This is a genomic window from Bradyrhizobium sp. SZCCT0148, assembly GCF_018129985.1.
Lineage (GTDB): Bacteria > Pseudomonadota > Alphaproteobacteria > Rhizobiales > Xanthobacteraceae > Bradyrhizobium > Bradyrhizobium japonicum_H.
Genome location: NZ_JAFCKT010000004.1, coordinates 265,754 through 278,320, shown reverse-complemented (window position 1 = coordinate 278,320; position 12,567 = coordinate 265,754). Strand labels below are relative to the sequence as shown.

At 65.5% G+C, this 12,567-nt stretch carries 12 protein-coding genes; 6 read left to right on the top strand and 6 right to left on the bottom strand.

What is annotated here, in order from left to right; genetic code table 11:
- Positions 1-674: 674 nt before the first annotated feature.
- The 6 genes from JQ580_RS16060 to ku all read right to left on the bottom strand — a co-directional run bounded on the left by JQ580_RS16060 (position 675) and on the right by ku (position 6,584).
- The gene (locus JQ580_RS16060; protein ID WP_212281034.1) at positions 675-2,267 is read right to left on the bottom strand and encodes an MBL fold metallo-hydrolase; all 1,593 of its coding nucleotides are present in this window, start codon (positions 2,265-2,267) and stop codon (positions 675-677) included.
- Complete coding sequence (locus tag JQ580_RS16055) at positions 2,264-3,184, bottom strand: ribose-phosphate pyrophosphokinase (protein WP_212281033.1); 921 nt, start codon at positions 3,182-3,184, stop codon at positions 2,264-2,266. The genes JQ580_RS16060 and JQ580_RS16055 overlap by 4 nt, the downstream gene beginning before the upstream one ends.
- A complete protein-coding gene (locus JQ580_RS16050) occupies positions 3,181-4,722 on the bottom strand; it encodes a thymidine phosphorylase family protein (RefSeq protein ID WP_212281032.1) in 1,542 nt (513 codons plus the stop codon). The genes JQ580_RS16055 and JQ580_RS16050 overlap by 4 nt, the downstream gene beginning before the upstream one ends.
- Before the next feature lie 161 nt (positions 4,723-4,883).
- Complete coding sequence (locus JQ580_RS16045) at positions 4,884-5,048, bottom strand: Flp family type IVb pilin (RefSeq protein ID WP_212281031.1); 165 nt, start codon at positions 5,046-5,048, stop codon at positions 4,884-4,886.
- A gap of 267 nt (positions 5,049-5,315) precedes the next feature.
- A complete protein-coding gene (locus JQ580_RS16040; RefSeq protein WP_212281030.1) occupies positions 5,316-5,549 on the bottom strand; it encodes a hypothetical protein in 234 nt (77 codons plus the stop codon).
- 57 nt (positions 5,550-5,606) lie between these two features.
- On the bottom strand, positions 5,607-6,584 hold the full coding sequence (gene ku / locus JQ580_RS16035) for a non-homologous end joining protein Ku (protein ID WP_212281029.1): 978 nt from the start codon (positions 6,582-6,584) through the stop codon (positions 5,607-5,609).
- 234 nt (positions 6,585-6,818) lie between these two features.
- On the opposite strand from ku, the gene JQ580_RS16030 reads away from it, so the two are divergent.
- The 6 genes from JQ580_RS16030 to ccmI all read left to right on the top strand — a co-directional run bounded on the left by JQ580_RS16030 (position 6,819) and on the right by ccmI (position 12,533).
- The gene (locus tag JQ580_RS16030) at positions 6,819-6,974 is read left to right on the top strand and encodes a hypothetical protein (protein ID WP_212281028.1); all 156 of its coding nucleotides are present in this window, start codon (positions 6,819-6,821) and stop codon (positions 6,972-6,974) included.
- 235 nt (positions 6,975-7,209) lie between these two features.
- Complete coding sequence (locus JQ580_RS16025) at positions 7,210-7,875, top strand: response regulator transcription factor (RefSeq protein ID WP_106950138.1); 666 nt, start codon at positions 7,210-7,212, stop codon at positions 7,873-7,875.
- 94 nt (positions 7,876-7,969) lie between these two features.
- Positions 7,970-9,346 (top strand): sensor histidine kinase, encoded by a 1,377-nt coding sequence (locus JQ580_RS16020; protein WP_212281027.1) that lies wholly within the window; start codon positions 7,970-7,972, stop codon positions 9,344-9,346.
- A 163-nt stretch (positions 9,347-9,509) separates the two neighbouring features.
- Positions 9,510-10,910, top strand: a complete 1,401-nt coding sequence (locus JQ580_RS16015) for a hypothetical protein (protein ID WP_212281026.1) — start codon at positions 9,510-9,512, stop codon at positions 10,908-10,910.
- 100 nt (positions 10,911-11,010) lie between these two features.
- Positions 11,011-11,280, top strand: a complete 270-nt coding sequence (locus JQ580_RS16010) for a hypothetical protein (protein WP_212281197.1) — start codon at positions 11,011-11,013, stop codon at positions 11,278-11,280.
- A gap of 131 nt (positions 11,281-11,411) precedes the next feature.
- The gene (gene ccmI, locus JQ580_RS16005; RefSeq protein WP_212281025.1) at positions 11,412-12,533 is read left to right on the top strand and encodes a c-type cytochrome biogenesis protein CcmI; all 1,122 of its coding nucleotides are present in this window, start codon (positions 11,412-11,414) and stop codon (positions 12,531-12,533) included.
- The last annotated feature ends 34 nt before the right edge of the window (positions 12,534-12,567 follow it).

Here is a 12,567-nt window from a genome sequence, read left to right as displayed (position 1 = left end):
GCAGGGCGGGAAACCGTGAGCAGCGGCAGGCGCGATACGACACGGCGTCGACAGCGTCTTCGCATGGTCTCTGCGGTGAGCGCACGCCAGCCGTGGAGAACCCAGCGAGGATGTGCGCGGACGGAGAAGTCGTGTGGTCCTGACGCCCGGGGTCTGTGCGTCAAGTCATGTGGTGATGCGCGGCCAACCGGTACGCGCATCGATCAGCCGCAAGGCGACGGGGGCAATAGTGCAACGCTCCCCGAGGAGAGCACGAAGGACACCGTGAAAACCATCGCGCAGGGAAGGCCGGGCGACCGGCACACCTGTCGTCCAACCCCGTGCGCGTTCTTCGCACACGCGGGACCTCGGGTGCCAGCCGGCGCCCGGCCTTCCCTGCGCCCTTGTTTCAGATAAGGGCGGAAGAGGACAGCAAAACTCGGGCAGTATATGCCGCGAGAAGGCGATGCTGTGTTTGCGAATGATCATTGAACAACGGTCTCGTGCCCCGGACGCAGCGCAGCGCGCGGCGTCTTCGTCGCGTGGTGCGCTGCAGAGCCGGGGTCCACGCATCAGCTGAACGGGCGGCGAGATGGGTCCCGGCTCTGCGCAGCAGCGTAAGAACGCTGCAGCGTGTCCGGGATACGAGAGACCCGCGTTTCAGGTGCCGTCATCGCACAGCAACCGGCCTCTCGCTACGCCTCCTCCAGCGCGCGGCGCAGCCGTCGGATGATGATGCCGCGGGCGCGGTCGTCGGCGGCCGCTCCGACCTTGTCGTTGATGTCGAGCATGAGCTCGGACATCTCATTATGCCAGTCGAGGCGGGTCACGGCCTCCGGTGCCAGGCGCCGGCGGTGATCGACGTCGAGCACGCGCGGTTCGGGCGCGGCCAGCTCGTAGATGTCGTCCAGCAGCGGCTGATAGATCCGGGCCGCGGGAACGATGCGCTCGGCGACGCGGTCGGCGAGCCCTGCGATCGCGGCTTCCTCGCCATGGACCAGAAACAGCCCGCGGCTGATGGGCCGGCGTGCCGCGATCCAGCCGGCGATGCCGGCGGCGTCGGCGTGGCCGGAATATTCGTCGATCATGCGGATGCGGGCGGCAACCTTGATCTCCTCGCCCTGGATCCGCACCGCCTTCGCCCCGTTCTGCAGGAAGCGGCCGAGCGTGCCGTTGGCCTGGAAGCCTGCGAGCAGCACGGTCGCGCGCTCGTTCCACAGCCAGCGCTTCAGATGATGGCGGATGCGGCCGGCATCGCACATGCCGCTTGCGGCGATGATGATAAGGAATCCGGACAGGCGCATGATCGCCTTGCTCTCGTCCGCGGTTTCGGTGAATTTGAGATGCGGCGAGTTGAGCAGGCGGGCCGCATCGACCGACGGGTCGAGGCTCTCGGCATGGCGGCGAAACACTTCGGTGGCGCGGATCGCAAGCGGAGAGTCGAGGAAGATCGGCGCGGTCGGAATCTCGCCGCGCTCCATCAGGTCGACGAGATCGACGATCAGCTCCTGGGTGCGCTCGACCGCGAAGGCAGGTATCAGCAGCGCGCCGCCGGCCGCCGCGGCATCGCGCACCTCGACCGCGAGGTGCTTGCGGCGGAGCGCGGGTGTCGTGGCCTCGCGCAGGCGGTCGCCATAGGTCGATTCCGAGATGACGTAGTCGAAATCAGTCGGCGCCTCGGGATCGGGCTGCAGCAGCTTGGCCTCCGGCCCGACGTCGCCGGACAGCAGCACGCGCATTGGACGCGGCGCTCCCTGCTCGGCGATTTCGAGCTCGATGGAGGCCGAGCCGAGCAGATGGCCGGCGTTCCAGTAGCGCGCGCGAACGCCCGGGATCACATCGGTCCAGCGTTCATAGTCGACCGCGCGAAACGATTGCAGCGATGCGATCGCGTCGGCCTGCGTGTAGATCGGCTGAACCTCCTTGCGCCCGCGCGAGGCGTTGCGCCGGTTGAGCTGGGTGACTTCCGATTCCTGGATGCTGCCGGCGTCGGGCAGCATGTATGAGCAGAGGTCGATCGTGCCGCGCGTCGCCAGGATCGGCCCTTCGAATCCCGCGCGCACGAGTTTTGGCAACAGGCCGCTATGGTCGATATGGGCATGCGTGAGCAGCACGGCGTCGATATCGGCGGGCCGGAACGGAAACGCCCCGTAATTGAGCTCCTTCAGCGTCTTCTGGCCCTGGAACAGGCCGCAATCGACCAGGAAGCGGCCGGTTGCGGTCTGGAACAGATAGCTCGCGCCGGTCACGGTGCGGGCGGCGCCGCAAAATCGAACGGTGATGCTCATGGCGTCGTCTCCGGAAGATGTGTCCTGGTCAGTTCGGACCGCAAGGCGGCCGCGAGACTCTCGTCGAGCGGAATCGCATTGGTCGGATGCGGCACGCTGTCGGTCGAGCGGATCGAGCGGATACCGGCGTCGGTGAATGCACCGATCATCGCAGGCGGAAACAGCGCGTGCGTCACGACCGCATCGACGGCGGTCGCGTCCATCGCAATCAGCGCCTTGGCCGCGGCCATCAGCGTCGTCCCGGAGGAGACGATGTCGTCCACCAGCAGCGCCGGCCGTCCCGCGAGCAGGGCGGGATTGGCAAAGCTGATCGCCACGGACCGATCGCCGTGGCGCATCTTTTGCGCCACCGTATGCTGCAGTCGCAGCCGGCCCGCGATGTCGCTGACCCACGGCTCGGACTCCATGTCGGGTCCGATTACGATGGTTGCGGGATCAATGCCTTCAGTCGCCAGCGCGTTCGCGATCGCAGGCATGGCGGACAGATTCTCAGCTTCGATGCCCGGAAAGACCGACCGGATGTCGGTGGTACGATGCAAATGCGCGTCCACAGTGATCACGCGGTCGACGGTCGTCGCAAGCAGATTGCCCATGGCGCGCTGGCTGATGGCTTCGCCGGCATGAAATGCAGCATCCTGCCGCATATAGCAGAGATAGGGCGCGACAAGCACCAGCCGCTTCGCGCCGTTGCGTCGCAGGGCCTCGGCAGCGAACAGCAGCGCGATCAGCTTGTCGTTGGGTTGATCGAGCGGGGCATAAAGGATGGTGGTCTCGGTCGCAGGCGCGACGCTGACCCTCAGCTCGCCGTCCGGAAAATGGTGCACGGCGATCTCGCCGCAGGAAAGCCCGAGCCGGACCGCGAGTCGCTTCGCCGCATCGCTGCCGCGGGGCAGGGTCTGGAGCGCGATCGTGCTCACGACGCCGACTTGCCCTGGAGGGGCTCGTGACCGTTGACGACGTAACCGCTCTCCTCAGCGGCGGCATCGGCAGCCAGATCGTGCTCGGGGCGGTCGAACGTGTAGACGCGATAGAGCGGCTCGCCCTGCTCGACGCGATCGCCGATCTTCCTGAACAGGCGGATGCCGGCGCCCTTGTCGAGCGGCGCGCCGGCGGTGCGGGCGAGGCGGTTCAGTCGCAGGCAGTCGATCGCGGACACGATGCCGTCATGCGGCGCCTTGACGTCGAAGCTGAGCGATCCGAGCTCGCTGCTGCAGGTCGACGGGCCCTGGGCGTCGATGATCTTCTGCATCTGCTTCAGCGCCGCGCCGCTGTCGAGCAGCTCGCGCGCCCTCGCATAGCCGGCGCCGCCGCGCAGCTTCGGATCGTATTCCAGCAAATGGGCGGCAAGCCGCAGCGATTTCTCGCGCAGGTCGCGCGGCGCATCCTTGTCGTTGCCGAGCACGGCCATGACGTCATTGGCCTCGAGCACCGGCCCGATGCCGTTGCCGATCGGCTGGCTTCCGTCGGTCGTGATCACTTCGACCGTGCGGCCGAAGCGGTCGCCGACGAATTCGAACAGCTTGCGCAGCCGCATCGCCTCGACGCCGGTGGTGACCTTCGCGGTCGGTCCGACCGGAATGTCGATCAGCAGATGCGTCGAGCCAGCCGCGATCTTCTTCGACATGATGGAGGCAACCATCTGCTCGCGCGTATCGAGGCTCAGCGGCCGCTCGACCGAGATCAGCACGTCGTCGGCCGGCGACAGGTTCACATGCCCGCCCCAGATCAGGCAGCCGTTGCAGGCCGAGACGATCGCCTTCATCTCCTCGACGCCGACATTCACCCGCGCCAGAACCTCCATGGTGTCGGCGGTGCCGGCAGGCGAGGTGATGGCGCGCGAGGAGGTCTTCGGGATCGGCAGGCCGTGCGCGGCGACGATCGGCACAACCACCATCGAGGTGCGGTTGCCGGGAATGCCACCGATGCAATGCTTGTCGACCACGACAGGGGTCGGCCACACCAATTGCGTGCCGGCCTGCGCCATCGCCCCGGTGAGAGCGAGCAGCTCGTCGCTGGTGATGAAGCTCGCCGAGCCGATCAGGAAGGCGGCGATCTCCATGTCGGAATAGCGATAATGCGCGATGTCATCGATGATCGCGCCGATCTCACCCTGGCTGAGGGTTCGCCCGCGGATCTTTGCGCGCACCGCTTCCAGGCTCTCGGGCGGCGCGGCGGGCCTGACCGTGACCAGCGTGCCCACGCTTTGTCCAAAGCGCCGGAACGCGGGCTCGGAGAGTCCGATGTCGTCCGGGGCCGCCAGCGTATCGTCGTCCGTGATCAGCAATGTCGCCAGCAGGACCTTGTCGCCGTGTCGCAGTTCGACGCGGCTGAAGCCGCGGAAGATCTCGGCGCGCAGCGCCTTCGACTGCCTGGAGACGACGACCACGTTCTCGCGGCCGGTATCGAGCCGGACGCGGCGGATTTTCAGTTGGGAGCGCGGAAGGTCTGGATGCATGGACAGGCCGGCAGGAAGGGAACGCGACCTCCATGCTTAGACGGCGCCGTCCTGATGCTGTTGACCCAGATCATGGCCCCGCGTGGGACATGGGTGAGCTGCGGCGGGCCTTTCACCAGTCGCCCTGCTGCGGCGCGCTGGTGGCCAAATCAGGGATCGGGCTACTTTATCCCCGTGCTGATCGCGACAAACTTGTTGTTGAGGAGGGCGCCACCCATGGTGTTCACGGCCGTTATGATCGCCAATGCAATGCCTGCGGCAATGAGGCCGTACTCGATCGCAGTTGCACCACTCTCATCGGCAAGGAAGGACCTAAGCAAACGCATTGCCAACTCCCGTTCATCCGATCCAACGTATGGCCGCGTCGTCATCGGACTTGCAAATAGATCGAGTAAGTCTTTATGCGCGCCAAAAGAATTAAGCCCGGGCGAGCGCGCCTCTGCTCATACGACGGCATTCATTAAATTAAGGTTCCATCGATCCGTCCAAATGAATTCATCTCGGCAGGCCTCGACCGGGCTGCGCCGCTGTAGCGTCCGTCAGGCACCATCGTGCGACCGCTTAACCGATTGTTGAGCCTGTTCGTCAGGCGCTCAATCGCGCCTGTCGGCATTCAGCGCCCGCAACATCGCGATGCGGGCGAACATCACCCAGCCGCCGCCCGTTTCGGCCGCGTTGATCAGGGTCTCGACGGCGGTCTGCCAGCGGGGCTCGTGCTGGACGTCCTCGGGCAGCCGCATGATGTAGTCGGCCGCCTCCTGAAGCGTGAGCAACTGCAACTTGTTGTTCACGCGAACGGGATCGTCGAACGCCGTCGACCAGGGCATGTCAGGCCGCCTGATCGGCGAGGGGGGACATCACGGCGGGATCGCGGGGCGATGCGGCTAGCCGGCCTTCTTCGCCCGCGCCGGCGCGCGCACCGGCTTGTCGGCGGCCTTCCTGGGCGTGGCGGCCGCCTTCGCCGCGGCGTCCTTGCCGCCCTTGCCCGATATTGGCAGCAGCATCTCGCGCTGGCCCTCGACGCGCTTCTTCGGCCTCTTGGCCTTGCCCGCTTCCTTGGCGACCTTTGCCGCAGGCGCGTCCTTCTCGTTCGCGATGCTCTTCTTCAGCGCGTCCATCAGGTTGATGACGTTGCCGCCGCCCTTCGGCGCGGCCTTGGCGGTAATCAGGGTGCCGCTGCGCTTCTTGTTGATGAGATCGATCAGCGCGGTCTCGTAATGATCCTCGAACAGCTCGGGCTCGAATGCGCCGGACTTCTTCTCGACGATGTGCTTGGCGAGGTCGAGCATGTCCCTGGTCAGCTTCACGTCCTGAATATCGTCGAAATATTCAGTCTCGCTGCGGACCTCATAGGGATAGCGCAGCAGCGTACCCATCAGCCCGCTGCCGAGCGGCTCGAGCGCAATGATGTGCTCGCGGTTGGTCAGCACCACGCGGCCGATCGCGACCTTGTCCATGCTGCGGATGGTCTCGCGGATCACCGCATAGGCGTCGTGGCCGACCTTGCCGTCGGGCACGAGATAATAGGGGCGGATCAGATAGCGGTTGTCGATGTCGGTCTTCGGCACGAACTCGTCGATATCGATGGTGTGGGTCGAGTCGAGCGCGATGTCGTCGAGCTCGTCCTTGGTGACCTCGATATAGGTGTCGGTGTCGATCTTGTAGCCCTTGACGATGTCCTCGGAGGTGACCTCGTCGCCGGTCTCGGCGTCGACCTTGAGGTACTTGATCCGATGGCCGGTCTTGCGGTTGATCTGGTTGAAGGAGACCTTCTCGGTATCCGAAGTGGCCGGATAAAGCGCGACCGGACAGGTCACGAGCGACAATCGCAGAAAACCCTTCCAATTGGCGCGGGGGGCCATGGGCTACTCCAAACGCAACAGAGGACAACGTCTCAGAATACCATCCGGGAACAACGAATCATAGCGAGGTCGATCGTTGAATCCGCCAACTGCGTTAACCGGCTGCCGGGCGGCCGGTTGCGGTCCGATCGCATCGCAAATTCGGAACATCATATCGGATCGGGCGTTGGCTCCGGACACAGGCTGCGATGAGATCGCGGTCACCGGGGGCGACACGCACAGATCGAGGGCATCATGGCCACTACGCGAGAGCAGCAACAGATCGTCGAAACGCCAACCGAGGCGCGCCAGGGTGAACCCGGGCCGTCCGTTGCCGCACTGCTCGCCATCTCGACCGGGCTTGCGATCCTGATGCTCGCCGTCATCTGGTTCGTGTTCTTCCGGACCTGACCGGACGAATTCACGGGAAGGGCGGACTCTCCAAAAAAACTCGCCGCGGAACGCGGCAATTGCGCCCGTCATGCTGCCGGCTCGTCCGGTCGCATGGCGGGCGCAGTCGCATGATCTTCAAACCCATCGTATATGACCAAAAAGTAACGCGTCGGGTTCCCCGCGTTCATATTCAGTTCACGCCGGAATTGCTCATCTGGGGCAGTGTTGATGCGGCCTATGTCTGGAGAGAAACGTGCGCCTGCTCGTTGTTGAGGACGACCCCGATCTCAATCGCCAGCTCACCAAGGCCCTGACCGACGCCGGTTACGTCGTCGATCGCGCCTTCGACGGTGAGGAGGGACACTTTCTCGGCGACAACGAGCCTTATGACGCCGTCGTGCTCGACATCGGGCTGCCCAAGAAGGACGGCATCTCGGTGCTGGAGGCCTGGCGCCGCAACGGCCGCACCATGCCGGTCCTGATCCTCACCGCCCGCGACCGCTGGAGCGACAAGGTGCAGGGCTTCGATGCCGGTGCCGACGACTATGTCGCGAAGCCGTTCCATCTGGAGGAGGTACTGGCGCGCATCCGCGCGCTGCTGCGCCGCTCTACCGGCCATGCCCAGAGCGAGCTCAGCTGCGGCCCGGTCACGCTCGACACCAGGACCGGCCGCGTCAGCGTCTCCGGCAATCCGGTCAAGATGACCTCGCACGAATATCGGCTTCTGGCCTACCTGATGCACCATTCCGGGCGCGTGGTGTCGCGCACCGAGCTGGTCGAGCACCTCTACGACCAGGATTTCGACCGCGACTCCAACACCATCGAGGTGTTCGTCGGCCGTATCCGCAAGAAGCTCGACGTCGACATCATCCAGACCGTGCGCGGCCTCGGCTATCTCCTGACGCCGCCGGCGGCTTGACGCGACCCGGGGCTTGACGGGCAGCGCGACAGGGGCCTTGGTCCGGTCATGACCTCCGACGCCCTGCCATCCTGTGCCTCCCGGGATCGTTCCGATGGCCGCTAGCTCGCTTGCCAACCGACTGTTCCTGTCGGCGACCGCCTGGCTCGTGGTGATCCTGGCCATCACCGGCGTGGTCCTTTCGTCGGTTTACAAGAACGCCACCGAGCGCGCCTTCGACCGCCGGCTCAACCTCTATCTCCGCACCCTGATTGCGGAGGTCGCGACCCCCGACGAGCCGCCGGACCGCCAGTTTCAGTCGCTGGGCGAGCCGCTGTTCGAGCTGCCGCTGTCGGGCTGGTACTGGCAGATCACGCGGACCGATACCGAAAAGCCGGAGATTCGCTCCTCGCGCTCGCTCTGGGACAAGAAGCTGCCGAAGCTGGAAGAGCAGGGCACCGAGCTCACCGCCGCCGGCATCCGGCTCGCCTATGTCGATGGTCCCGAAGGCCAGAACCTGCGGATGGTCGAGCGTCCCGTCGATCTCGGCGCCGACGGCAAGTTTCTCGTCAGCGTCGCCGGCGACGACACCGAGATTTTCGACGAGACCCGCAGCTTCGATTACTATCTTGGCGGCACCTTCACCGCGCTCGGCATCGTGCTGCTGCTGACGACCGTGTTCCAGGTCCGGTTCGGTCTGGCGCCGCTGAAGCGCATCTCGGAGTCGATTGCCGACATCCGCTCCGGGCGGGCCGAGCGGCTGGAGGGCGAATTTCCGGTCGAGATCGCGCCATTGGCGCGCGAGACCAACGCGCTGATCGATGCCAATCGCGAGATCGTCGAGCGCGCCCGCACCCACGTCGGCAATCTCGCCCACGCGATCAAGACGCCGCTCTCGGTCATCGTCAACGAGGCCGGCGCCCACGCCGCGGAACCGTTCGCGGCCAAGGTGATGGAGCAGGCCGACGTGATGCGCGACCAGGTCGCGCATCATCTGGAGCGGGCGCGCATCGCGGCGCGGGTCTCGGTGGTGTCGACCGTGACCGAGGTGGCGCCGGCCATCGAGGCGTTGCGACGGACCATGGAGAAGATTTATCGCGATCGCGGCATCGCGGTCGAAGCCAAGGCCGATGCATCGGCAAAATTTCGTGGCGAGCGCCAGGATCTGGAGGAGATGGTCGGCAATCTCGTCGACAATGCCTGCAAATGGGCGGCCTCGCGCGTCTTCATCGAGGTCCTCGTGGAAGCGCCGCAGCAGGCCGGGGTGGGCCCGCGGCTGCGGATCATCGTCGATGACGACGGCCGCGGCCTGTCGGAAGCCGAGCGTGCGCAGGTCTCGCGGCGCGGCCAGCGGCTCGACGAGTCCAAGCCCGGATCGGGGCTGGGGCTGTCGATCGTAACCGACCTCGCCGCGCTCTATGGCGGCAGCCTCACGCTCAGTGGTGCGCCGACGGGCGGCCTGCGCGCCGAACTGGTCCTACCGGGCGTATAATCCGTTGTTCCGACGAAGATATTTCCCTCATCCCCGATGCCGGGCCGCAGCAACCCGGCGGCAATTCGGCCACACTTGCTAAACGGCTTCTTAAGTGGGGGCCTCCTATGATCGCGCCGGACCCATCCCATGTCCGCCATTTTACCGTGCATAACCCGGGCGCATGAGCCAGACATCGATCGAGCGGCTGAGGGAATATCTCGTGCAGCTCCCGCCGCAGGCGCAGGCGCTGCTGATGCGGGAGTTCGAGCGCGCCCTGGAGCGCGGCCAGGACACGGCTGTCGCGACCTTGGTGCTCGACCAGTTGCGCAAGATCGTTCGCAAATCGGAAGCCGATGAAGCCCCGCCGCCGCGCACGGACGATCTGTCGCGGCTGCTGTTCCAGGCGCTGGAACCGTTCCTGATCGAGGCCGGCGTCCCGCTGCGCGTCGGCCAGATCCGCCGTGCCTCGCTCCAGCCGATCTGGCAATGGTTCGGCCGCGATGGTGCGCCCGACAAGGTGAAAGAGTTCGAGGCCGCGCTGGCGCGCATGCCCGCCGACAGTGCGGGGCAGGTCGAGGCCTTGGCGCAGAAGCTCCAGGCGGTCGCTGCGGATGCCATTTTCGAGCTGACCGGTCCAGGCGGCGGCGACAAGTCGCGCGCGCTCGCCCGCGTCGGCCCGCCGAACGTGATCGAAGACCTCTATTCGATCGGAGCGGTCCTTCAGGTCCGGGACGCCATCGCCAGCCTGAACGAGAAATTGCCGCGCACGCTCCGTGCCTTCGGCGATTCACAGATCGCCTCGGTGACGTCGGCGCTCAACATTCCGGTGCTGCAGACGCCTCAGATGCTGCCATTCGCGCTATCGATCGTGGTGCAACGGATGACCGCGCCGTGGCAGATCATCCGTCTTGCCATCAAGATTGCCGCGTCCGACGACGAGATCCGTGTCGCGGCGACGCCCTACGGCGTTGCCGTCACGATCGCGCTGCATGATCTGTCCTGTGTTGCCTCCGCCCTGCGCATGGACATCAAGCGCGGCCATTTCGACAACGTTGCCGGCAACCTCAAGGCGTTGCACGACGGCGTGCGCGGTCTGCGCACCGAGCTCGACCTGCGTAACGATTCCGCCTGGGGCAAGCAGCTGACCTCGATCCGGGCCGACATCTCCAATGCTCTGCAATCCGAGATCGACAGCGTTCCCGGCCGCGTTCGCCGCATACTGCGCCAGCGCCCCGAGAAGGACATTCCGCCGGGGGCGCGGATCGACAGCACCGAGGTGGAGGAAACCGCGGCGCTGATTGATTTCGTCGCGACCTGCCGCAACTACGCCAGCGAGCTTGCGATCAACGAGGTGACGCTGCGCACCTATTCCGACCTCCAGCAATATGTCGAGCGCTCCACCGAGCAGCTGGTCCAGTCGCTGCGCGCCGCCGACCACAAGGTCCGCACCTACAGGCAGCAGCAGGTGCAGGCCGCGATTCGCTTCTGCCAGGTGCTGTTTGGCGATGATTATGCCTCGTTGATGAGCCGGGCCGCGGAAAACGCGGCGACCGGCGAGCGCAAATCGTCGCGCGCAAGCTGATTCAGGCGCATATTTTTGTGATCACAATTTGTAGTTGACCATGCCGGTGGCGCGCCGTACGGTTCGCGTGCAAGTCCGGGGAATTTCTATTTGTGGGCGCATGAAACCCGTTATCAGCTCCATTGAAATCGAGAACCGCGTCGTCGTTGCCAAGTATCAGAGGTTGATGGTCGGTGCCAAAGTGGTGCTGGTCGAGAAGGCAAGCGGTCGGCAACTGTCCGAGACGATCACGAGGGTTGCGTCTCCGGTTCCGGTCGGAGCGCTGCGCATCAGATTGCCTGATGCGATCGAGCCGGGAACATACTTCCTGAAGCCCTTCAACGGGCATGGCGAGTACGCCGCGCAAAGCACGGACTTCGAAATCGGCTAACCCGTTGGATTTTCACCGTTTCAAGACCGCGCGCGGTCGCGTCTAATTGACAATTGTCAATTGCCGCATCGTCCGGCTGTGGTGTAAAGCCACCTATGGGCGCAGTTCGTGCGCTGCCGGAAGTTTGCCAGATGACGCTGTGGTTCGTGTTCGCGCTGATGACGGTCGCGGCGATTTTCGCCGTGCTCTGGCCGCTTGGGCGCAATGGACGCGCGCAAAACCAGGGCAGCGAGGTCGCTGTCTACAAGGATCAGTTGGCCGAGATCGAGCGTGATCTCGCCGCAGGCATGATTGCCGCGCCGGATGCCGAGGCGGCGCGCGTCGAGATCAGCCGCAGGCTGCTCGCCGCAGCTGCCAGCGAGCCCGTCATCGACTCCGCAGCGGCCCCGAAATCCAATCTCAAATGGCGCCGCGCGGCGGCGGTGCTGGCGCTCGCCGGCCTGCCGCTCGTCGCGATCGGCGTTTACATGCCCCTCGGGTCGCCTCAGCTTCAGGATTTCCCGCTGGCTGAGCGCGAGCGCGGATCCGGGTCCGGCGTGGCGCAGTCGCTCGAGAACCTCGTGGTGCAGGTCCAGCAGCATCTGGAGAAGAATCCTACCGACGGGCGCGGCTGGAACGTGCTCGCTCCGGTGCTGGAGCGGCTCGGCCGTTTCGACGAGGCGGTGCGGGCCTATCGCAACTCGCTCACCTACAATGGCGAGAGCGCGGAGCGCCGGTCCGATCTCGGCGAAGCGATCTCGGCTGCCGCCGGCGGTGTGGTGACCGTCGAGGCCAAGACGGAATTCGAGCGTGCACGTTCCCTGAACGCGGACGATCCCAAGGCGAACTACTTCCTCGGACTCGCCGCCGAGCAGGACGGGCGCAAGGACGATGCAGCTGCGATCTGGCGCGCGCTGCTCGCGAAAGCACCCTCGGATGCGCCGTGGCGTGCCTTGGTGCAGTCCTCGCTAGTGCGGGTCGGCGGCGGGACGATGCCGGCGCTGTCGGACGAGACGATCGCCGCGTCCAGGGACATGGCCGAAGGCGATCGCAACGCGATGGTGCGCGGCATGGTCGATCGTCTGGCCACCCGGTTGAAGCAGAACGGCGACGACGTCGATGGATGGCTGCGCCTCGTACGCGCCTATCTCGTGATGGGCGAGCGGGACAAGGCGATGGGAGCATCGACCGATGCCCGGCAGGCGGTTGCCAGCGACGCCGAGCGGCTGCGCCAGCTCAACGATGGCCTCAGGACTCTTGGGCTCGGCGGATGACGATGTCGGGACGAGAGCAGCGGAGAACGGATAC

Excerpts from the sequence above, each read along its gene's own strand:
- ku (WP_212281029.1), bottom strand. The coding sequence starts at position 6,584 with ATGGCCCCCCGCGCCAATTGGAAGGGTTTTCTGCGATTGTCGCTCGTG.
- JQ580_RS16045 (WP_212281031.1), bottom strand. The coding sequence starts at position 5,048 with ATGCGTTTGCTTAGGTCCTTCCTTGCCGATGAGAGTGGTGCAACTGCG.
- JQ580_RS16040 (WP_212281030.1), bottom strand. The coding sequence starts at position 5,549 with ATGCCCTGGTCGACGGCGTTCGACGATCCCGTTCGCGTGAACAACAAG.
- ccmI (WP_212281025.1), top strand. The coding sequence starts at position 11,412 with ATGACGCTGTGGTTCGTGTTCGCGCTGATGACGGTCGCGGCGATTTTC.
- JQ580_RS16050 (WP_212281032.1), bottom strand. The coding sequence starts at position 4,722 with ATGCATCCAGACCTTCCGCGCTCCCAACTGAAAATCCGCCGCGTCCGG.
- JQ580_RS16020 (WP_212281027.1), top strand. The coding sequence starts at position 7,970 with ATGGCCGCTAGCTCGCTTGCCAACCGACTGTTCCTGTCGGCGACCGCC.
- JQ580_RS16010 (WP_212281197.1), top strand. The coding sequence starts at position 11,011 with ATGAAACCCGTTATCAGCTCCATTGAAATCGAGAACCGCGTCGTCGTT.
- JQ580_RS16015 (WP_212281026.1), top strand. The coding sequence starts at position 9,510 with ATGAGCCAGACATCGATCGAGCGGCTGAGGGAATATCTCGTGCAGCTC.
- JQ580_RS16060 (WP_212281034.1), bottom strand. The coding sequence starts at position 2,267 with ATGAGCATCACCGTTCGATTTTGCGGCGCCGCCCGCACCGTGACCGGC.
- JQ580_RS16030 (WP_212281028.1), top strand. The coding sequence starts at position 6,819 with ATGGCCACTACGCGAGAGCAGCAACAGATCGTCGAAACGCCAACCGAG.